This window comes from Ruegeria sp. CDSA089 (assembly GCF_059612205.1).
In genome coordinates, this window is sequence record NZ_JBXWQD010000005.1 from 26,486 (window position 1) to 48,656 (window position 22,171).

The 22,171-nt window shown below is 59.0% G+C and carries 18 protein-coding genes; 10 read left to right on the forward strand and 8 right to left on the reverse strand.

Annotated features, from left to right (window positions below; all coding sequences use genetic code 11):
- Positions 1–34: 34 nt before the first annotated feature.
- Positions 35–1,588: a UxaA family hydrolase gene (locus tag AC2FJ6_RS12990; RefSeq protein ID WP_170775698.1), complete on the reverse strand. Its 1,554-nt coding sequence runs from the start codon at positions 1,586–1,588 to the stop codon at positions 35–37.
- A gap of 83 nt (positions 1,589–1,671) precedes the next feature.
- Between AC2FJ6_RS12990 and AC2FJ6_RS12995 the strand changes: the two genes are divergently transcribed.
- The 9 genes from AC2FJ6_RS12995 to AC2FJ6_RS13035 all read left to right on the forward strand — a co-directional run bounded on the left by AC2FJ6_RS12995 (position 1,672) and on the right by AC2FJ6_RS13035 (position 9,823).
- The gene (locus AC2FJ6_RS12995; protein WP_170775696.1) at positions 1,672–2,409 is read left to right on the forward strand and encodes a GntR family transcriptional regulator; all 738 of its coding nucleotides are present in this window, start codon (positions 1,672–1,674) and stop codon (positions 2,407–2,409) included.
- On the forward strand, positions 2,406–3,458 hold the full coding sequence (locus AC2FJ6_RS13000) for an aldo/keto reductase (RefSeq protein ID WP_170775694.1): 1,053 nt from the start codon (positions 2,406–2,408) through the stop codon (positions 3,456–3,458). Before AC2FJ6_RS12995 ends, AC2FJ6_RS13000 begins: the two co-directional genes overlap by 4 nt.
- Positions 3,448–3,876 (forward strand): RbsD/FucU family protein, encoded by a 429-nt coding sequence (locus AC2FJ6_RS13005; protein WP_170775691.1) that lies wholly within the window; start codon positions 3,448–3,450, stop codon positions 3,874–3,876. The genes AC2FJ6_RS13000 and AC2FJ6_RS13005 overlap by 11 nt, the downstream gene beginning before the upstream one ends.
- On the forward strand, positions 3,873–4,703 hold the full coding sequence (locus AC2FJ6_RS13010; protein ID WP_170775689.1) for an amidohydrolase family protein: 831 nt from the start codon (positions 3,873–3,875) through the stop codon (positions 4,701–4,703). The genes AC2FJ6_RS13005 and AC2FJ6_RS13010 overlap by 4 nt, the downstream gene beginning before the upstream one ends.
- 1 nt (position 4,704) lies before the next feature.
- Positions 4,705–5,817 (forward strand): fumarylacetoacetate hydrolase family protein, encoded by a 1,113-nt coding sequence (locus AC2FJ6_RS13015; RefSeq protein WP_170775687.1) that lies wholly within the window; start codon positions 4,705–4,707, stop codon positions 5,815–5,817.
- Between the two features lie 12 nt (positions 5,818–5,829).
- Positions 5,830–7,332: an aldehyde dehydrogenase (NADP(+)) gene (locus AC2FJ6_RS13020; RefSeq protein ID WP_170775685.1), complete on the forward strand. Its 1,503-nt coding sequence runs from the start codon at positions 5,830–5,832 to the stop codon at positions 7,330–7,332.
- Between the two features lie 14 nt (positions 7,333–7,346).
- Entirely contained in the window at positions 7,347–8,096 is a 750-nt protein-coding gene (locus AC2FJ6_RS13025; protein ID WP_170775682.1) for an SDR family oxidoreductase, read from the forward strand.
- A gap of 19 nt (positions 8,097–8,115) precedes the next feature.
- Positions 8,116–8,958 carry a fumarylacetoacetate hydrolase family protein gene (locus AC2FJ6_RS13030; RefSeq protein ID WP_496669263.1) on the forward strand — a complete coding sequence of 281 codons (843 nt, stop codon included), beginning with the start codon at positions 8,116–8,118 and terminating at the stop codon, positions 8,956–8,958.
- Between the two features lie 187 nt (positions 8,959–9,145).
- Complete coding sequence (locus AC2FJ6_RS13035) at positions 9,146–9,823, forward strand: GntR family transcriptional regulator (protein ID WP_170773079.1); 678 nt, start codon at positions 9,146–9,148, stop codon at positions 9,821–9,823.
- Between the two features lie 2 nt (positions 9,824–9,825).
- On the opposite strand, the gene AC2FJ6_RS13040 is transcribed toward AC2FJ6_RS13035, so the two are convergent.
- The 7 genes from AC2FJ6_RS13040 to AC2FJ6_RS13070 form a co-directional block, all read right to left on the reverse strand.
- Positions 9,826–10,782, reverse strand: a complete 957-nt coding sequence (locus AC2FJ6_RS13040) for an ABC transporter ATP-binding protein (protein WP_170773081.1) — start codon at positions 10,780–10,782, stop codon at positions 9,826–9,828.
- A complete protein-coding gene (locus AC2FJ6_RS13045) occupies positions 10,779–11,756 on the reverse strand; it encodes an ABC transporter ATP-binding protein (protein WP_170773083.1) in 978 nt (325 codons plus the stop codon). Before AC2FJ6_RS13045 ends, AC2FJ6_RS13040 begins: the two co-directional genes overlap by 4 nt.
- 4 nt (positions 11,757–11,760) lie before the next feature.
- Positions 11,761–12,663: an ABC transporter permease subunit gene (locus tag AC2FJ6_RS13050; protein ID WP_170773085.1), complete on the reverse strand. Its 903-nt coding sequence runs from the start codon at positions 12,661–12,663 to the stop codon at positions 11,761–11,763.
- Positions 12,663–13,670: an ABC transporter permease subunit gene (locus tag AC2FJ6_RS13055; RefSeq protein ID WP_170356522.1), complete on the reverse strand. Its 1,008-nt coding sequence runs from the start codon at positions 13,668–13,670 to the stop codon at positions 12,663–12,665. Before AC2FJ6_RS13055 ends, AC2FJ6_RS13050 begins: the two co-directional genes overlap by 1 nt.
- Positions 13,670–14,764 carry a M24 family metallopeptidase gene (locus AC2FJ6_RS13060; protein WP_170773087.1) on the reverse strand — a complete coding sequence of 365 codons (1,095 nt, stop codon included), beginning with the start codon at positions 14,762–14,764 and terminating at the stop codon, positions 13,670–13,672. Before AC2FJ6_RS13060 ends, AC2FJ6_RS13055 begins: the two co-directional genes overlap by 1 nt.
- Positions 14,765–14,831: 67 nt before the next feature.
- Positions 14,832–16,415 carry an ABC transporter substrate-binding protein gene (locus tag AC2FJ6_RS13065; RefSeq protein ID WP_170773089.1) on the reverse strand — a complete coding sequence of 528 codons (1,584 nt, stop codon included), beginning with the start codon at positions 16,413–16,415 and terminating at the stop codon, positions 14,832–14,834.
- A gap of 263 nt (positions 16,416–16,678) precedes the next feature.
- On the reverse strand, positions 16,679–17,599 hold the full coding sequence (locus tag AC2FJ6_RS13070; protein ID WP_496669265.1) for a LysR family transcriptional regulator: 921 nt from the start codon (positions 17,597–17,599) through the stop codon (positions 16,679–16,681).
- A gap of 341 nt (positions 17,600–17,940) precedes the next feature.
- On the opposite strand from AC2FJ6_RS13070, the gene AC2FJ6_RS13075 reads away from it, so the two are divergent.
- Complete coding sequence (locus AC2FJ6_RS13075; RefSeq protein ID WP_496669267.1) at positions 17,941–22,128, forward strand: beta strand repeat-containing protein; 4,188 nt, start codon at positions 17,941–17,943, stop codon at positions 22,126–22,128.
- The last annotated feature ends 43 nt before the right edge of the window (positions 22,129–22,171 follow it).

The following is a 22,171-nucleotide window of genomic DNA, read 5'->3' on the forward strand; positions in this document are numbered from 1 at the left end:
CTCCCATTGTACCCTCATCCCCTAGGGTGTGTGATTACATTACGGCGCCGATCTGCCAGGGGACGAATTCGACCCCCCCAAATCCCAGCTCTTCGCTTTTGGTTTTCTCGCCCGAGGCAACGCGGATTAGAATTTCGAACAATTCCTCTCCTTTCGCTTCGATGCTGACCCCATCGGTGACGATGTCACCGCAATTCAGGTCCATATCGTCGGCCATCCGTGCGTACATTTCAGAGTTCGTTGCCAGCTTGACGCAAGGGGTCGGCTGATAGCCCGAGACCGAGCCCCGCCCGGTAGTGAAAACGATCAGGTTCGCCCCTGAGGCTACCTGCCCCGTGACCGAGCATGGATCGAAACCGGGGCTGTCCATGAAAACAAAGCCCTTTTTGTCGACAATCTCGCCGAACTTGTAGACATCCCGCATCGGCGCTGTGCCGCCCTTGGCAACAGCGCCAAGCGATTTTTCCAGAATGGTCGTCAACCCGCCACGCTTGTTACCCGGGCTTGGGTTGTTGTCCATCTCGCCGCCATTGCGTTCGGTATAGTCCTCCCACCAATGAATGCGCTCAATCAACTTGGCGCCCACTTCAGGCGTTTCAGCGCGGCGGGTCAGTAGGTGCTCGGCCCCATATACTTCCGAGGTTTCCGACAGGATTGTCGTACCACCGTGGCGCACCAGAAGGTCGGATGCATATCCCAGTGCAGGGTTTGCAGTGATGCCCGAATACCCGTCCGAGCCGCCGCATTGCATTCCAACCGTAATCTCGCTGATCGGCGCGGGTTCGCGCGTCACTTGGTTGGCAAGTTCGGCGATTCCCTTGATCTCGGCCAAACCTCGTTCAATCGTACGCCGCGTGCCGCCCTCGTTCTGAATGGTCATGTAGCGCAGCGCACCATCGGGGCGGATCGGACGACCCCCCACCAGGTCGGCTACCTGCATCACCTCACAACCCAGTCCGATCAACAGAATACCGGCAAAATTGGGATGCTGCGCATAGCCCGCAAGGGTGCGGAACAAAGTGGCATAGCCCTCATCCTTGCCGGACATGCCGCAGCCGGTGCCATGCACAATCGGCACCACGCCGTCCACGTTCGGATAAGCTTCCAACAGCCCTGATTTCTCGGCTGCTTCCGCAATGAATCGCGCGACTGAACCCGAACAGTTCACTGTGGTCAGAATGCCGATATAGTTCCGCGTCCCCACCTTGCCGTCTGCACGGTGATAGCCCTGAAAAGTTCGTTCTTCTGCGATCTTCGGCAACGGGTCATTGGCCGACGCATATGCATAGTCCTGCTGATGCGCCCCCATGCCCAGATTGTGTACATGAATATGCTCACCTGGCGCGATGTCGGATTTTGCCTGCCCGATGATCTGACCGTAGCGGATGACATTTTCACCAGCCCGAATCGGTTCCACTGCGATTTTGTGGCCCCGCGCAATCTGTGACGTCAGCGGAGCCGAAACATCCGCCAACTGCTCCCCCGCCTGCAAATCGCGCAGAGCGATCACAATATTGTCATCCGGGTTCAACTTCACGACGTCTCGCGCCGCCTTCTCCAGAACATCTATGCCGCCGTTTGCTTGCATCACTTCCCCGCTTGCTTGGTCATGTTGCTAAGTGGAAAATCTGTACTTGTCAACTAACATGTTAGAATGCTAAATCACAAACCATGAACAAACCTCAGGACATTGACGCCGCTTTGCTGCCCGTGATCTCGTCAACGGAAGGGTCGCTGACCCAACGGGTTCATCAATCTTTGAAGCAAGCGATTCTGGCGCTGGATTTTCCACCCGGCGCAAACCTGCGAAAAGCTCCGGTGTGCGAGCGTCTGGGTGTGTCACGCGCACCCGTCGCTGACGCAATCGCGCGGCTAGCGTCCGAGGGACTGGTGGATGTGGTCCCGCAATCGGGCACCCGTGTGTCCTATTTCTCGATGGACGAAATCCGCGAAGGTGTTTTTCTGCGCGAAGCGCTGGAGCTGGCCACTGTCGCCAAGGTCGCGCGGGATCTGACCGAAGATCAGCGTAAACGGCTGAGCCGCAACATGCGCTTGCAAGAGCTTTTGATCGAGGACGAGGACATCCCCGGATTCTATCAGGCAGATGAAGAGTTCCACAGCATGCTGATGGATTTCACCGGGTTTCATCGCCTTGCGGATGTGGCGCAGACGGTGTCGCTTCAGGTCAGCCGAGCCCGTATGCTTCTGTTGCCGACACCTGGCCGGGTGGTCGAAACTTTGGCCGAACACCGGGCCATCTTCGATGCAATCGCCAATCGGGACGAACGCGCCGCACAAGACGCGATGCATATCCATTTGGGGCAGTTGATGCCACGCCTAGAAGAACTCGAACGGCAAAAGCCCCATTTGTTCAACCTCACACAAAAGTCGAATTGCGAGACCGAATGACCGTTTCCCAGACAGAACTACTGAACAACCGCACAGCACGCCCTGTCCCTTTAACCCGCATGGGCTTTGGCGGTGCGCCGCTGGGGAATCTATACCGCAAGGTTTCGGATGCTGACGCGCAAGCGGCTCTGCAGGCGGCTTATGATTCAGGCATCCGCTTTTTTGATACCGCACCGCAATATGGCCTTGGTCGATCCGAGCAACGTTTTGGCGAAGCAATCGCCCGATTTGGGCGCGAGAACATCCAGCTGTCGACCAAGATCGGGCGGCTTCTGCTGGATTGCGAACCCCACGAAGTGACACCCGAAGCCTTTGTCGACGTCCCACAGAAACGGATCGTGTTCGACTACACCTATGACGGTGTTATGCGGTCATACGAGGCCAGCCGTGAACGGATTGGTGTGGCAAATGCCGATATCCTTCTGGTCCATGACGTCTGCGTTTTCAGTCAGGGCAGCCAAGAGATGTCCGACGCCAAAGTGCGCGAGCTGTTTGACGGTGGCGGGTACAAGGCGCTGGTTGAATTGCGTGAAGCGGGTGAAATCGCGGCAATCGGCGCAGGCGTGAACGAATGGCAGGTTTGTGAAAAACTGTTAGGACTTGGCGATTTCGACGGGTTCCTGCTGGCCGGTCGCTACACTTTGCTGGAGCAAGAGGCTTTGGACAGTTTCCTGCCGCTTTGCGAAAAACGCGATGTAGGGATCATTCTGGGCGGCCCCTACAATTCGGGCATTCTGGCCACGGGCGCGGTTCCGGGTGCTAAATACAACTACGCCGACGCGTCCGAAGACATTTTGGACCGCGTGCGCAAGATCGAGGCAGTCTGCGCCGCGCATAACACACCGCTGATCGCCGCAGCACTTCAATTCGTTCTGGGACATCCCAGCGTCAAGACTGTCGTCCCCGGCGCGGTCAGTGCCAAGGAAGTTCAGGCAAATGTTGCGTTGTTGGATCGCGAAATTCCAGCCGGTCTCTGGTCGGATCTGCGCGGTGAAGGCTTGATCCGGCCCGATGCACCCCTGCCAGCGGAGCTTGCCGATGCTACGTAATATTGACCCAATCCTGTCTCCGGACTTGCTGCACACTTTGCGGGCCATGGGCCATGGCGACGAGATCGTTATCGCCGACGCAAATTTTCCAGGCACAAGTACCGGACCAGACTGTATCCGCGCCGATGGGTCATCCGCCAGCGACGTCCTGTGCGCTATCCTGTCGGTTATGCCGCTGGACAATTTCGTCTCCGACCCCGCTTTGACCATGCAGGTAGTTGGCGATCCGGATGCGGTGCCTGATGCCGTGGCGGATTTTCAGCGCATCATCAACGAAACCGCTGACAACCCGGCTGACGTACAGGGGCTAGAGCGATTTGCATTCTATGACCGCGCAGCGACGGCCTATGCCGTCGTACAGACGGGTGAGCGCAGGCTCTATGGCAATATCATCCTGAAAAAAGGGGTGATCGGTTGAAAATCGACGCGCATCAGCATTTCTGGTCAGTCGCGCGTGACGACTATGGCTGGCTTACCCCCGAATTGGCAGCGATCTATAGGGATTTTCTGCCGCATGATCTGTCCCCCATGTTGGAGCAGGCAGGCATCGGTGGCACGGTGCTGGTACAAGCAGCTCCGACTGTAGCTGAGACAGAATATATGTTGTCGCTGGCTGATCAGGCTGCCTTTATCAAGGGCGTCGTAGGTTGGGTTGACTTCGAAGCGTCGGCTTCACCAGCACAGATCGCTGCTCTGGCACAACACCCCGCTTTGGTCGGTTTGCGCCCGATGATCCAAGACATTGAAGATCCCGACTGGATGCTGGGCGACGCACTGACACCTGCCTTCGCAGCACTGCAATCCCATGATCTGACATTCGATGCGCTGACCTTGCCACAGCATCTTGGACCTTTGCGGCAGTTGCTGGCTCGGCATAAGAACATGCGTGTTGTGATCGACCACGGCTCCAAACCCTTAATCCGCGACGGTGTGATCGAGGGTTGGGCCGAGGATATGGCAGCTCTGTCCCGCGACACCGATGCGTTCTGCAAGCTATCCGGACTGGTGACCGAAGCAGCACCAGATTGGCAGATCGACGATTTGCGCCCTTATGTTCAGCACCTTCTGGATACGTTTGGCCCATCGCGCCTGATTTGGGGAAGCGACTGGCCAGTCTGCACGTTGGCCAGCTCTTATGAACGCTGGCTGGAAACCACCGACGCGCTTCTCAGCGCGCTGACTCAATCCGAACGCGATGCGATCCTCGGTGGGAACGCCGCGCGCGCTTACAATCTCAGGACCTGACATGACAACACTCAATCTGGATTCTACCGGGCTTTGGCTTGGCCGTGTGGAACGGCCGGGTATCGGCCCGTGCGTGGTAACATTGCGCGAGGGTCAGGTGGTGGATATCACCGCCAAGAAGGCTCCTACCGTTCGCGACATTCTGGAACGCGACGACGCCGCGGATTACGTACGATCGGCCCCCGGCGAGGCGATCGGCCCGGTCGAAAGCGAGCATGAATGGCTGGCCCCCTGCGATCTGCAATCGGTCAAGGCCTGCGGTGTCACCTTTGCCGGTTCCATGGTCGAACGCGTGATCGAAGAACAGGCCGCTGGCGATCCGGCCAAGGCCGAAGCCATCCGCGCCCGCATCGGCGCGCGTATCGGCGACAGCCTTTCCAACATCACCCCCGGCTCCGACGAAGCCGCACAAGTCAAGCAGGCGCTAATCGACGAAGGCCTCTGGAGCCCGTATCTTGAGGTCGGTATTGGACCGGATGCTGAGGTGTTCTCGAAAGCGCAGGTGTTGTCATCCGTGGGCTTCGGTGCCGAGATAGGCCTGCACCCGATCTCAACCTGGAACAACCCTGAACCCGAGGTGGTCCTGGCGGTGAATTCGCAAGGTGAGATCAAGGGCGCGACACTGGGCAATGACGTCAACTTGCGCGATGTCGAAGGCCGCTCGGCCCTGCTGCTCAGCAAGGCCAAGGACAACAACGCATCCTGTTCGATCGGACCAATGATCCGCCTGTTTGATGACAGCTATACACTGGACGATGTCCGGCAGGCCGAACTGACCCTGACCGTAAACGGGCCGGATGGGTTTGTCCTGAACGGCGCGTCTTCGATGTCTCAGATCAGCCGCGACCCGGCGGATCTGGTGAAACAGACTATCGGGCGGCACCACCAGTATCCCGACGGGTTTATGCTGTTTCTGGGAACGCTCTTTGCACCCACACAGGACCGGGACACACCCGGCGGTGGTTTCACCCACAAGCTGGGTGATGTCGTCACAATTGCCAATGACCAACTCGGCGCATTAACCAATACGGTGCGCCTGTCGACCGAATGTCCCGAATGGCGGTTCGGGGCGTCTCATCTGATGCGAAACCTGGCCGAACGCGGCCTGTTGTAGGAATTTAGAAACATGTTGATCGGAAAACACCTGATTGCCGGCGAATGGCTTGGATCAGACGCCACCTTTAGCTCGGAGCCTGCTCACGGCCCAAGCCATGATTTCCCGGTTGGAACGCCCGCTCTGGTAGACGCTGCGGTTGAAGCCGCGGAGGAGGCCTTCGCCAGTTTCGGCTGGTCCACCCGCGCCGAACGTGCCGCCCTGCTGCGCAAAATTGCCGATGAGATCGACGCGCGCGGCGACGCCATCACCGAAATCGGCACACAGGAAACCGGCCTGCCCGAAGCCCGTCTGCAGGGCGAGCGCGGCCGCACCGTGGGACAGCTGCGCCTGTTCGCTGATCATATCGAAAAGGGTGACTATCTGGACATGCGCCACGACCAGGCCATGCCGGACCGCGCGCCCCTGCCCCGCCCCGACCTGCGGATGATCCAACGCCCGCTTGGCCCCGTGGCCGTGTTCGGCGCGTCAAACTTCCCACTGGCTTTCTCGGTCGCGGGCGGCGATACAGCCGCGGCCTTGGCCGCAGGGTGCCCGGTTGTGGTTAAAGGCCACTCGGCCCATCCCGGCACTGGTGAGATTGTGGCTCAGGCCATCGACGCCGCGATCAAGGCTACTGGGGTGCACCCCGGTGTATTTTCGCTGGTGCAGGGGGGCAAGCGTGACGTGGGCACTCGTCTGGTGCAGCATCCGCTGATCCGGGCCGTGGGCTTTACCGGCAGTCTGGGTGGCGGTCGCGCCCTGTTCGATCTATGCGCTCAACGCGATGAACCCATCCCGTTCTTTGGAGAGCTGGGCTCGGTCAATCCGATGTTCATCCTGCCTCAGGCCGCTGCCGCACGCGGGGCTGGGATCGGGACCGGCTGGGCCGGATCGCTGACCATGGGCGCGGGGCAGTTCTGCACCAATCCCGGCATCGCCGTTGTAGTCGACGGGCCCGAGGCCGACGCCTTCCAAGCCGCTGCCGAGGCAGGGCTGAACGCAACCGCCAACCAGACCATGCTGACCGATGGCATCGCCGACGCGTATCGCGATGGCGTGGCACGGGTGGCCGCTGGCACCGGTGTGACGCAGGTCATGGGCACAAGCTGCGCCGCCCGCGACGCGGCCCCATATCTGTTCGCTGTGTCAGGCGACGACTGGCTATCTGATCACAAACTGCAAGAAGAGGTGTTTGGCCCGCTCGGTATAGTGGTTCGCGTTCGCGACACCGCTCAGATGCTGCAGGTCGCCCGCGCAATAGAGGGTCAGTTGACCTGTACCTTGCATCTTGACGACAGCGACACTGCTGACGCAAAGGCCCTGCTGCCGCTGCTCGAACGCAAAGCGGGCCGATTGCTGGCCAACAGCTTCCCCACCGGGGTTGAGGTCTGCGACAGCATGGTCCATGGCGGCCCCTACCCCGCCTCGACCAATTTCGGTGCCACGTCGGTTGGCACCCTGTCGATCCGTCGCTTTCTGCGCCCGGTCTGTTACCAGGACATCCCAACCGGCCTTTTGCCCGAAGACGTGTGAGAGTAAAGACTGGGATGCATAACCCCTCGGACCGATTGGCAGGTAAAACGACCCTGATCACAGCGGCGGGTCAGGGCATCGGCCGCGCTACGGCCGAGCTGTTCGCGGCAGAGGGCGCGCAAGTCATTGCCAGCGACATCAATGATGTGTCGCTGGCTGAACTGGCCGAAGTTGCAGGGATCACGACCCTGAAGCTGGATGTCACGGATGCCGCTGCGGTCAAGGCGGCTGTAGCAGACCTGCCTGCATTGGATGTGTTGTTCAACTGTGCCGGATATGTTGCCGGCGGAACCATCCTTGATTGCAATGAGAGTAACTGGGACTTCAGTTTCGATCTGAATGTCAAAGCCATGTATCGACTTATTCGTGTGACCTTGCCCGGAATGCTAGGCAAGGACGGCGGATCGATCATCAACATGTCTTCGGTTGCATCGTCAATAAAAGGCGTGCCAAACCGATTTGCATATTGCGCCTCGAAGGCTGCGGTGATCGGATTGACTAAGGCCGTTGCCGCGGATTTTGTCCAGCAAGGCATCCGGTGCAACGCAATCTGCCCCGGTACCGTGGACAGCCCCAGCCTGCACGACCGTTTGCGGGCGACCGGTGACTATGAAACGGCAATGTCCGGCTTTATAGCCCGCCAACCGATGGGGCGCATCGGCTCGGCGGACGAAATCGCAGAGCTCGCGCTTTATCTCGCAAGCGACGCCAGCAAATACACCACCGGCCAGCCATTCGCCATCGATGGCGGCTGGACGATCTGAAGATAGTGAGGATTTTACGATGAAGTTGCTACGCCACGGCCCTGCCGGACAGGAAAAGCCCGGTATTCTGGATCAGGACGGTACGATCCGCGACCTATCTGGGGTGGTTGATGATATCGCAGGCGCAACGCTTGACGATGAAAGCCTGGCGCGCCTAAACGCGCTGGATCTTGCCAGCCTGCCCGCCGTCGATGCCAATACCCGCATCGGGGCCTGTGTGGGCCAGGTGGGCAAGTTCATCTGCATCGGCCTGAACTATGCCGACCACGCCGCCGAAAGCGGCATGGAGCTGCCCGCCGAACCAGTCATCTTCTTCAAAGCCACATCCGCCATCATCGGTCCCAATGACACTGTCGAAATCCCCCGCAACTCGGTCAAAAGCGACTGGGAGGTCGAGCTGGGCGTGGTGATCGGGAAAGAGGTGAAATACGTCTCGGAAGAGGACGCGCTGGATCATGTCGCGGGCTATTGCGTAGTCAATGATCTGTCCGAGCGAGACTTTCAGCTGCACCGCTCGGGCCAGTGGGTCAAGGGCAAGTCTGCCGACACGTTTGGCCCCATTGGCCCCTGGCTGGTTACGCGCGATGAGGTGCCGGATCCACAAAACCTGCCGATGTATCTTGAGGTCAACGGGCATCGCTATCAGGACGGCTCGACCAAGACGATGCATTTTGGCGTCGCCACGGTGATCTCGCACCTGTCGCAATTCATGTCGCTGCAGCCGGGAGATGTGATCTCGACCGGGACGCCTCCGGGTGTTGGGATGGGACAGAACCCGCAAACCTATCTGAAGCCCGGCGACAGGATGGAGTTGGGGATCGAAGGACTGGGCGTGCAACGGCAGGATGTTGTTCAGGGCTAACCCTGGCACCAAATCACTTACCAATGGACCCCAGATCGCATCAGCAGTCTGGGGTTTTATTTTAATGGCTGCATCAACCGAATGTCAGGTCAGCTTGGGTGCGCAAAATACCCATTCGCTAAGGCCTTGGAAATCTCGCCTCCAGTTTGTACTTTGGATACAAAATGCACTGCCCGAGATGAACACAATGCCAAGCACCCGCGCGATCCCACGGCAAAGCCTGCCAGATGTCATTACCAATGACTTGCGCGAGCGAATCCTCAGCGGCGAGATGGCCGAGGGTGAGACCATCCGCCAAGAAGCGCTGGCCGAGGACTATGATGTCTCGCGCATGCCGATCCGCGAGGCGCTCAAGCGGTTGGATGCCGAAGGGCTGGTACAATTGACCAACAATCGCGGCGCTGCCGTGACCACGCACTCGCTGGACGAAATCGCCGAGATATTCGACCTACGCGTGTTGCTCGAAGTTGACCTGTTCCGCCGCGCGATCCCACTTATGACCGAAGCCGATTTCGCCATATGCGAAAGGTTGCTGGATGAGATGGAGAAATCCTACGAAGCCTACGATGTCGGGCGCTGGGGCGGTCTGAACTATGAATATCATAAGGCGCTTTATGCAGCGGCAGGGCGCGGGCTTACCAATGACATTCTGCAACGGGTCAATGTGCAATCGGATCGCTATGTCCGTATGCATCTAAGCGTCATGGAACAGCGCGAACCCGCCAAGCGTGATCATGGCGAGTTGCTGGCCCTTGCCCGCGCGCGCGATGTCGAAGCCGGGTGCGATCTGCTAACCCGGCACATCCAACGCACCAAAGACCAGTTGCTGGCCATGGTCACGGCAACGCGAAACCCCGAAGACTAGGGTCAGTCCAGCGGATGCAGACAGGCCACGCGATGGGCTTCGCCTGACAGCTCTGGCGGGGCTGCGCGGCATTCATCTGTTGCGAGCCAACATCTTTGCGCAAAAGCGCAGCCTTTGGGGATGTTCATGGGTGAGGGCAACTCGCCCTCCAGCTTGATCCGTTCCTTGCGCGCCTCAGGGTCCGCGCGCGGCGTGGTCGATAACAGCGCCTTGGAATAGGGATGACGGGGGGCGGCGAACAGTTGGTCTTTCGTGGCGTGCTCGACCGCGCGGCCCAGATACATAACGATCACATCATCGGCGAAGTGTTTAACTACCGACAGGTCATGCGAGATGAACAGATAGGCAAGGTTCAGGCGCTCTTGCAATTCGACCAGAAGGTTCAGGATTTGCGACTGGATCGACACGTCCAAGGCCGAGACCGGCTCGTCCAGCACCAGCACTTTGGGGTTCAGCATCAGCGCGCGTGCAATTGCGATCCGCTGACGTTGACCGCCCGAGAACATGTGCGGATAGCGGTCATAGTGTTCCGACCGCAGCCCGACCAGATCAATCATCTCGCGCGCCCGTGCTTCGCGGTCGGCGGCAGACATGTCAGGGCGGTTGATGATCAGCGGCTCCTGCAGAATTTGCCCAATCCGCTGGCGTGGGTTCAATGAGCCATAGGGGTCCTGAAACACGATCTGCACCGTATCGCGCATCTGCGCCCATTTCGACGGCGTGATATCAACCCCGTCAATGGACAACGTGCCCGAGGTCGGCTCTTCGATCATCGTAACGACGCGCGCCAGAGTGGACTTGCCACAGCCCGACTCGCCGACGATCGCCAGTGTCTTGCCCGGTTGCAGCGCGAAGTCGACGCCGGACAGGGCTTTGACCGTAGCCGATTTCGACAACAACCCGCCCTTGACCTCATAGTGTCGCGCCAGCGCGTTTGCCTGAACGATAGGAGCTGTCATGCCATTTCTCCGGCTGCAATTCTTTCGACATGGTGACACCGCGCCTTGCCGAACAAATCGCTATGCGGTGTGGGCGGGATGGCCTGACAGGTGCCATCGGCGAACTGACAGCGTGGGCTGAACAGACAGCCTTTGGGGCGGTCGAACTGCCCCGGCACCACACCCGGAATCGTCGGCAACATTTTAGAGGTCGCCCGTTCCGGCAGCGCGCTGAGCAGCGCCGAGGTATAGGGGTGGCGCGGGGTGCGGAACAGGTCTTTGACCGGTTGTTCCTCGACCTTCTGACCGGCATATTGTACCTGTACCCGCTCGGCGGTTTCGGCCACAACGCCCATATCGTGGGTGATCAAAACCAGACCCATCCCCTGTTCATCGCGCAGCCGCACCAGCAGATCGAGAATTTGCGCCTGAATGGTGACGTCCAGCGCTGTTGTCGGCTCATCAGCGATCAGCAGCTTGGGGTTGCAGGCAATCGCCATGGCGATCATGACCCGCTGGTTCATCCCCCCTGACATCTGGTGCGGAAAAGTGTTCAACCGGCTTTCCGGCGCGGGAATGCCGACCTGATCAAACAACTCGATCGCACGTTGGTGGCGGTCTTTGCGGTTCAGGCCCAGATGGATGCGCAGCGCTTCTTTGATCTGGAAGCCCACGGTGAAACAGGGGTTCAGCGACGACATCGGCTCCTGAAAGATCATGGCGATGTCCTTGCCGATGATCTTGCGCCGGTCGCGGGCCGAGATTTTGGTCAGGTCGATGCCTTCGAAACTCAACTGGTCGGCGGTGATCGTGGCGGTCCAAGGCAACAGGCCCATCAGCGCTAGCATCGACACGGATTTGCCCGAGCCGCTTTCACCGACGATGGCCATCAGCTCGCCCTTGTCAACGGTTAGGTCCACGCCGTCCACGGCGCGGAACTGGCCCGAGGCAGTGGCGAATTCGACGGTGAGGTTTCGGATATCCAGCAAGCTCATATCGTCAGCTCCGCTTCAGTTTCGGGTCCAGTGCGTCGCGCAGGCCGTCGCCCATCAGGTTTATCGCCAGCACCGTGACCAGAATGGCAAGGCCGGGGAAGGTGACGACCCACCAAGCGCGCAGAATGAACTCACGCGCCTCGGCCAGCATGGTGCCCCATTCCGGCGTGGGAGGCTGCGCGCCCATCCCCAGAAATCCAAGCGCAGCGGCGTCCAGAATGGCGGTCGAGAAAGACAATGCCGCCTGCACAATGATCGGGGCCAGACAGTTGGGCAGCACAGTCTTGAACATCAGCCGCGCCTTGCCCGCACCCGCCACACGGGCCGAGGTCACATAGTCTTTCTGTCGCTCAGACAGAACCGAGGCTCGGGTCAGGCGCACGTAATGCGGCTGAAAAACGATGGCGATGGCGATCATCGCATTGGTCAGCGACGGCCCAAGAATAGCCACCAGCACCAGCGCCAACAGCAGCGAGGGGAAGGACAGGATGATATCCATCACCCGCATGATCAGCGTATCGACCCATTTCGGCGCAAAGCCGGACAAAAGCCCGATGATCACGCCGCCCGTCACTGCCACACAGACCACAACGATGCCCACAAAGAAAGAATAGCGTGATCCCATGATCAGCCGCGACAGCATGTCCCGGCCCAATGGGTCGGTGCCCAGCGGGAAGGCCCAACTGCCGCCCTCTTGCCACGCGGGGGGTTGCAGAATGTTGTCGCGGAACTGCTCGGTCGGGTCATAGGGTGCCAGCAAAGGCGCAAAGGTCGCGCAGATTACGAAGGCCATGAACACATACAATCCGATTACCGCGCCGCGGTTTTCGCTGAAATAGAACCAGAATTCGCGCAGGGCGCTTGGGCGGTCCTCGGTCTTGGGCGTAGTTGCGGAAAGCTCGGCCATCACCGTCTCCGAATTTTGGGGTTGATGATGCCGTAAAGGACATCGACCAGCAGGTTCACCAGCATCACGATCACAGCGATCATCAGCAGCCCGCCCTGCACCACCGGATAGTCGCGGCGGAAAATACTGTCGACCATCCACTTGCCGATTCCCGGCCAGCTAAAGATTGTCTCGGTCAGGATCGCGCCGGCCAGCAGCGTGCCGACCGACAGACCGATCACTGTTATCACCGGGATCAGAGCGTTGCGCAGCGCATGCAGCCCGTTGATCCGCGTGGGCGCAAGACCCTTGGCGCGGGCGGTGCGAATGTAATCCTCGCCCAAAACTTCTAACATGGCTGAGCGAGTCTGGCGCGCGATCACCGCCAGTGGGATGGTGCCCAGCACGATGGTCGGCAGAATCAGGTGGCGTACGGCTGAGGTAAACGCCCCCTCCTGCCCCGAAAGCAAGCTGTCGATCAGCATGAACCCGGTCACGCTGGGGAAGTAGTACAACAGGTCGATCCGCCCCGACACAGGCGTCCAACCCAGATTGCCCGAGAATACGATGATCAGCAGCAGGGCCCACCAGAAGATCGGCATCGAATAGCCAACCAAAGCCGAGGACATCAGCGCGCGATCAAAGAACTTGCCTCTGTTCACGGCAGCAATCACACCCGCAGGTAAGCCCAGAGCCACCGCAAAGATCATTGCGCAGATCGACAGTTCCAGCGTGGCGGGGAACAGGGCAAAGAACTCATCCCAGACCGGTTTCTTAGTGACAAAGCTTTCGCCCAAGTCGCCATGCATAACGCCGACCAGATAGTCCCAGTATTGCTGCAGCACCGGTTTGTCAAAGCCCAGCTTGACCACCATCTCTTGATAGCGTTCTTCAGTCATACCGCGTTCTCCGGCCATGACGATGATGGGATCGCCGGGCAGCACCCGGATGAACATGAAGGAAATCAGCGTCACGCCCAGAAATGTCGGAACGAACATTCCAAGGCGCGAAAGGAAGTAGCCAAACATCAGCGACCTATGATTGTGAGATCTTTGGGAAAGCGGGTCAGTGACCGGCAGCCATCCTGCGTCACCAGAACATCATCTTCGATCCGAACACCAAAATTTCCAAGGTCATAAAGCCCCGGCTCATTGGTCCAGACCATGCCCGGCAGGATGGCCTGATGGTTTCCACGCATGATATAGGGCGCTTCATGTACGTCGCGGCCCAGCCCGTGCCCGGTCTTGGTGCGGATACGGTCAGCATAGGGCGATGCCTCAAGTACTCGGGTGACAGCATCGTCGATGTCATGCGCCGTCATGCCTGGGCGACAGGCGTTGAACCCTTCGAGGTTGGCACGCAGGACGGTGTCGTAAACATCCCTGCCCTCGTCCGAAACCTCGGCCACAAAGAACGTACGGGTGATATCAGCGGCAAAGCCGTGTTTGCGCGCGCCAAAATCGAACAACAACGCATCGCCGGGTTTGATCTGATAATCCGCTCGCGCCTTGCCATGCGGTTGGGCCGAATTGTCACCAGCCGCCACAATTGGTGCGAACGCCAACGAGGCCGCACCCTCGGCGAACAGTGCCTGAATCAGCGCCTGTTCGATCTGTTTTTCCGTCTGTCCGACGCGCACATCGGCTATCACACGCTCCAGCGCGCGTTCCGAGATATCAATGGCAGCTTGCAGTGCCGCGATATCGTCATCGGTCTTTATGATCCGCAAGCCCGAGATTTCGCGTTCGGCATCCACAATACGCAGATCAGGTAGCGCGTTGGTGAAAGCCTTCGACACAAAGACCCGCATCACCTGCCCTTCGACAGCCAGCGATGTCAGCGGCATATGCGCAGCCAAAGCAGCAAAAGCGCTGTCATAGCCCGTCTGGTCCAGCCAATCGAAAACGGCGCCGTCAAAGCCGACCAAAGCCCAGGTGCCAAGTTCAAGATTGGGGATAATCGCGGCAGGGGCGCCCTGGGCCGGGATCACGACCACAAAGGGTCGCTCGTGGCTCATGAAGGGTTTCCCCAAAGCGCGGGTGAAATTGGGACCGGGCACGAGGGCCACGGCATCGACTGACATGTCCTTTGCCAGTTGACGGTACTCGGACAAATCCGGCATGAGGGCCGACCTCCAAAAAAGAAAACCGGAGCCGCCACGCGGGCGGCTCCGATCCGTGAGTGATAATTTATTCGACGCTGACGCCGTAGAAGATGTGGCCGCCCAGCGGGTGGACCTTGTAGCCCTGTACTTCGTTGCGCATCGGCATGTAAACGACCGAGTGTGCGATGGTGGCCCATGGGGCTTGCTCTTTGAAGATGACTTGCGCCTCTTCATACAGCTTGGTGCGCTCGGCCTGATCGGTGGTCTGCTTGGCCTTCAGGATCAGATCTTCGAAAGGCTCGTGGCACCATTGTGCACGGTTCGAGGCTTCGCGGCCGTCACAGCCCAGCAACACGGCCAGGAAGTTGTCCGGGTCGCCGTTGTCACCGGTCCAACCCAGCAGCACAGCTCCGTCGCGGTTCAGCTCTTTTGAGCGCGACAGGTACTCGCCCCATTCATAGGAGACGATCTCGACATCCACACCGACCTTGGCGAAATCTGCCTGGATCAGCTCGGCCATGCGGCGGGCGTTCGGGTTATAGGGGCGTTGAACCGGCATCGCCCAGACTTTCATCGACAGATCGCTGACGCCTTCGGCTTCCAGCATCGCCTTGGCCGCTTCGGGATCATAGGCATCGTCGGTGATGGCCTCGTTGTAACCCCACATGGTCGGCGGAATCGGGTTCTTGGCCGCTTGCCCCGAGCCCTGGAACACCACATCGATGATCGCCTGCTTGTCGATCGCCATGTTCAGCGCTTTGCGCACCTTCGGGTTGTCGAACGGCTCCATCGTGGTGTTGTAAGCCAGATAACCCACGTTCAGGCCTTCTTGCTCCATCATGTTGATGTCCGCGTCATCCTGCATCGCCTGAATGTCGGCGGGGTTCGGATAAGGCATGATGTGGCATTCACCCGCCTTCAGCTTTTGATAACGGACCGACGCATCAGGCGTAATCGCAAAGATCAGATTGCTCACATCCGCCGGCGCTTTCCAGTAATCAGCGTTCTGCGCATAGCGGATCACGGCGTCTTTCTGATAGGCCACGAATGAGAACGGGCCGGTGCCGATAGGCGCGGTGTTCAGCTTTTCAGGTGTGCCCGCTTCCATCATCGCATCGGCATATTCAGCCGACAGGATCGAGGCAAAGTCCATTGCCATGTTTGCGACAAAAGGCGCCTCGGGTTTGGACAGCGTGAATTTCACCGTGTAGTCGTCGATCTTTTCTATGGACTCGACCAGATCGGGCATACCCATGCCCTGGAAATATTCCCACGTACCGCCAGACACCTGATTATATGGGTGGCCTTCATCCTTCTGGCGCATGAACGAGAAGATCACGTCATCGGCGTTGAAGTCGCGGGTTGGGGTGAATTCGTCATTCGAGTGGAATTTGACGCCCTGACGCAGCTTGAACGTATATTCCAGACCGTCATCGCTGGCCTCGACGCTTTCGGCCAAGCCTGGGATCACATTGGTGGTGCCGGTCTCAAATTCCAGCAAGCGGTTGTAGATCGGGTGCGAGGACGCATCAAAGGTGGTGCCAGCGGTGAACAGCGCCGGGTCAAAACCTTCGGGCGAGCCTTCCGAGCAATAGACCAACGTATTTGCCTGTGCCGCAGCGCTGGACAACGCAATCGCTGCGGTTGCGGCCAAAAACTTAAGTTTCATGAGTTTCTCCCAGAAATGTCGTTCGTTTGGTTTTCGCTTAGTGCTTTTTTGTCAGAACACTCTTTGGCGACGCTTGCCGCCGCGAAATCACTGCCCAATGTATCCAAAATACAAAATCCATTGTCAACAAAGTTAACGAGTCCGCGAGCGCGTGCATACGCAAAGACAGCCATCCGGCGTGGAACGGCCCGGTTCTGTTCCTAGCTTTGAGGGGAATCAATCGCGCCGACTTTGATACAGCGCAAGTTTTCGGTTTTCCGCGATCACGTCTGGAATGTTGGGGCTACACCGACCGGAGGCTGTTCCAGAACGAACGCCCCGATCCGATCCAAAAGCGGCCGTCTTGGACAGCCCGGACGGGTCGCCGCGCCTAGATCGCGCAGGTTGCCCGGCGCGTCAAAGGGGATAAAGCACAAAGGCCAGCGGTCGCGTTTGAATTGCTCGGCCGCCAGGGCCGACACGATTGTACAATCGTCGGAATGACAAATATGCCGACAGATCGTCTCGAACCGCAGCGCGCTTAGGTCAAACCGCTTGCTGGCGCGGTTTGCCGGGTCGATCTTGGGAAGACGGTTTTCCAGCTCATAGCCGAAACTATGCGGCAGGCGGATGAAATCGTGACGCGGCACTTCCTCAGGCGCAATCGATGGCAGGGTGCAAAGCGGATGCCCCTCGCGCACCGCAAGAAACAACGGCTCGGACCAGATCGACGTGAACTCCAGCGTCTCGGTGTTGTTGACCTTGGCGACCAGTGCAAGATCCAATGTGTGATCTTCTACCATGCGCAACATGTTATGCGGCAGGTCCTCGATCATCGTCACACGCATGTTCGGGAACAGGGCGCTGAACAGGTCCGAGAAATACTGCGTCAGATAAGGGGCCAGCGTCGGCGTCATCCCGATAGTGTAGGGAACCGCCTCGGGGTCGCGGAACTGGGTCGCCGTATCGCGGATCTTTTGCGCATCGTTCAGAACACGTTCGGCAATGCGCAGAACTTGTAGACCACAGGCTGTCGGACGCACTTCGTTATTGAGGCGCAGAAACAGTTCCGCTCCCAACTCTTGCTCAAGTTTCTTGACCTGATTGGACAATGCGGGTTGCGAGACATTGCAGGCCGCGGCGGCCTGACTGAACTGGCCATGTTTGGCGATGGCCAAGACATATTCCAAATCTCTGAAATTCATATTCGCAAACTATAAAAACCGAGTCGCACCCCTGCGGGCCGACCAATTCTTACCCCAATGCTACCCCTCGTGTATGAAAACACGATCACGTCTGGTCACATAAGTGTCAACTGTCGCAACCGAATAGTTTACCGAAGTGATCTGATTTCGGCTAAATCATTGTTTTTACGACAAGCGACGCTCAAAATCTTCACGAATAACGTGAGTATTTGCGTTGGTTATACCCCCAATTCGAAGGATGAATTTTAGCTGACCGGCACGGCTGGCTACCCCTTTGATACGCGGAACGCCCATCGCAGCGAGCGATCTGCAAAACGAAACAATTTTTGACGGAGTATCCAATGCTGTCCCAACTTCTAAACAGCCTTCGCGCACGTCTCTTGACGACGTCCACGCTGGCGCAAGAGACCTCTCGTGATGGTCAGACTCTAATTAATAACTTCGCGCAAAGCACCGTGGTTGATGACACCCCGGCTTTTGTACTGGCAAACGACTTTTCGCGCCTTCTGAACTTTGGTGAAATCATCACCAACAACGCAGTTGCCGCTGTTCAAGCCCAAGGCCAGGACGTCGACATCTTCAACTTCGCCACCGGCCGTATCGAAGCCAACAACGGCCCTGACGCGCTGGCAACCGGTGTTCAGGTCACAGGCAGCGCCTCGATCCGCAACTTTGGCGAGATCGTGGGCGAATTCAACGGCGTGCAATTTGCTGGCGCCGAAAGCTCGGGCAGCCTCGACAACTTTGCAGGCGGCGTGATCAGCTCGGACAGCCGGGCTGTGGACATTCAGGGCCAGGGAATCGACGTTCGCAACTTTGGTGACATCATCGGCACCGGCGATCAGCGCAACGGCACCATCTACACCAACTCGACCGCCGAGGACGTCTCGATCTCGAACTTCACGGGCGGCACCGTTGACGCAGGTGAAGGCAACCAGGGCGCAGGTGTGTCGCTGCAGGTGGGTGACGAGGTCGGCGATCGTGTCGAAACCGACATCTTCAACGGCTTTGGCGCAACCATTCAGGGTCGCGGTCAGGCAGCATCGAACACATCGCTGGCCGGCGACGGCATCCGCGTCGACAACGGCGCCGAGGGCACCATCCTGGAAACCGAAATCGTCAACAGCGGCCTGATTACGTCGGAAAGCACCCAAGGCACTGCCGGTGGTATCCGCATCGCCGACGGCGCCAGCACCGAAGGCGAAATCCTGAACACCTCGACCGGGGTGATCGAAGGTGCCGCGAACGGTCTGTATATCGGCCAGGGTGAACATGATCTTGACGTTCTGAACTTTGGCACCATCCAATCCGACAGCCGCGCCGTAAACATCGATGGCACAGGGGTTAACTTGATCAACGGTGGCGACATTCTGGGCACCGACGATCAGCGCAACGGCACCGTCTATGCCGATGGCACCGCCGATGATTTCTCGGTCAACAACCTCGTAACCGGGACCATCGACGCGGGCGAGCACAACCAAGGCTCGGGCTTTGGGGTTGAAATCGGTGACGCACCAGACGGCGTGACCTCGTTCACGCTGGACAACGCCGGTACGATCCAGGGTCGCGGCAACGCCGCAGCGGGCACAAACGCAGCCGGTGACGGCGTGCGGATCGGCAATGTCGGCAACATCGGCACCACCGATGCGGTCATCAACAACACCGGCACCATCGACTCGGAAGGCGCAAACGGTACCGTCGCTGGTGTACGCTTCGTAAACGGCGTTTCGTTCCAGGGTGAGTTCAACAACTCGGGCGATATCTCGGGCGTGCAGAACGGTGTCTATTTCGGCAACCCGGTCAACGGTGAGGGCGCAGATCACACCGGTGGTGTGTTCAACAACCTGGAAGGCGGGACCATCTCGTCCGACAGCCGCGCGTTCAACATTGATGGCATCGGTCTGGAAGTGAACAACGCCGGTGACATCCTTGGCACCGACAATCAGCGCAACGGCACAGTCTATGCTGATGGCACCGCGCAGGACTTTACCTTCAACAACCTCTCGACCGGTGTGGTCGATGCGGGCGAAGGCAATGAAGGTTCGGGCTTTGGCGCTGAGATTGCAGGCGAGAACAGCTTTGAGCTGAACAACGAAGGCACCATTCAGGGTCGCGGCAACGCGGCGGCAGGCACCAACGGCGCCGGAGACGGCATCCGTATTGGCAATGTCGGCAACACGGGCACGTTCTCGGGCACCATCACCAACTCGGGCACCGTTGCATCCGAAGGTGCAAACGGCACTGTCGGTGCGTTCCGTGCGGTGAACAACGTCAACTTCCAAGGTCAGTTGATCAACGAAGAAGGCGGTCTGTTCGAAGGCGGCCAGAACGGTGTGTACTTTGGCACTGGTGATCACACAGGCGGCTCGTTCGTCAACCGTGGTACCGTGACATCGGACAGCCGTGCGGTGAATATCGACGGGATCGGTCTGGATGTTGTCAACGAAGGCGAAATCCTGGGCACTGGCGATCAGCGCAACGGCACAGTCTATGCCGATGGCACTGCTGACAACTACAGCTTCACCAACTCGGGTCTGGTCGATGCAGGCGAAGGCAATAACGGTTCCGCCGTTTCGCTGCAAACCGGCGACGAGTCGGGGGACATCGTGTCCGCAGCAGTCATCAACGAAGGTACGCTGCAAGGTCGTGGAGATGCGCTGGAAGGCAACCAGGTCGGTGACGGTCTGCGCCTGTTCACCAGCCAGGACGACGCCTCTTTCGCGGGTGTTGTGGTCAACGAAGGCCTGATCGCCGGTTCCGAGGACTCGGACGCCGCAGCAGGTATCCGCGTTGATGGCGGCCTGAACCTGGTTGGCGCGATCCTGAACGAAGGCGAAATCCGCGGCACGGTCAATGCGATCGACGCATCGGATGCAGGCTTCGTGACCATCGTCAACGACGACGAAGGCGTGATCAACGGCAACGTTCTGCTGAGCGACGGCGACGACATCTTTGTCGACCTGGGCACCACCAACGGTGATATCTCGGGCGGCGCAGGAGATGACGTTCTGATCGCAGGCGACGCAGACAACGTCATCACCGGCGGTCTTGGCAATGACTTCATCGACGGTGGCGAAGGCATCGACACAGCCGATTTCTCGGATCTGGATGTCGCGGTCGAAGTCAGCCTGGATGCAAACGGCAATGGCACTGCCACACGTGACACAGGCTTTAACGTCACCGTCACCGACGCGGTTGTTGCAGCACCGGATCAGTTCGGATCGTCCATCACCAACGGCGCCGAGTTCGTGGAGCAGGCAGTCCAGGGCAACCTGTACTACAACATCCACACATCGGACTTCCCGGCTGGTGAAATTCGCGGGCAACTGCTGGTTGACAGCGACGTGACCGAGAATGGCATCCGTACTGTCACGCTGAGCGGTGGTCTGGACGCCTCGCAGGAGCCTGGTCCTACATCCGACAGCGAAGCGACCGGTCAGGCGACCCTCGTCGTCACTCAAAACCTGGAAACCGGTGAAGTCACCTATTCCAGCGAGTTGAGCGTTACGGGCCTGAACGAAGCTGATCTGTTGACGCCGATCCCGGGTGTTGTCTCGGCTGTGCACTTGCACAATGCACCTGCTGGTCAGAACGGCCCGGTCGTGCAGGACACGCTGGTAGATGCTGGTGCAACGCTGGATACCGAAGCCACTGGTGGCACAGGTGTCATCGGCGAGGACGTCATCGACAACCAGATCGAAGTGGACATCCTGCGCTCGATCGAGCGGGTTGTCGGCTCGGATGACAGCGACACGATCGACGTCTCCAGCTTTGACGGTGTAACCGTTGATCTGGACCTCAGCGGTCCTTCGCCGAACCCTGCTGGCAGCGGTGATGAAGGTCCGCAGGACGGTGCCATCATCCAGAATGGCCAGATCGTCGCCGAAGTTGATGACTTCGAAAACGTTGTAGGCTCGGACGGGGATGACCTGATCCTTGGCAACAACGAGTTCAACATCCTCGACGGTGGTGCCGGCAATGACGCGATCCATTCCTTCGGAGGTGCCGACGTGATCATCGGTGGCGAAGGGATCGACACCGCGCTGTTCACTGCAGGGCCGGGCGTTGTTCTGGATCTGGATGAAGAAGGCAACGGCGTTGCACAGGTCAATGCACCCGATGGAGCAATCCTGGATCAGGTGTTTGGGTTCGAAAACATCAACGGCTCGAACAACGCTGGCAGCCCGAATGGTGGCGACGACATCCTGTCGGGCAACTCGGGGTCCAACACCCTGAACGGTCAGGCCGGTGACGATGTGCTGAACGGTGAGGGTGGCGATGACATCCTGATCGGTGGCGCAGGCAACGACACCTTCGTCTTCGAAGGCAACTTCGGCAACGACGTCATTCAGGACTTCGAAGTCGGTCTGGACCAGCTCCAGTTCGGCGAATTCGGACCCGACTTCGACGGCAGTGTCAGCGTTGCACAAGATGGCGACGACGCGGTCATCACCTTCGGCAGTGAAGGGTCCGTCCGCCTCGCCGGTGTCAACAGCACCGACCTGAACGACGACGACTTTGTCGCGTAACTGACCAACAGCGGGGCGGCCTTGGGTCGCCCCGTTCTTCAAA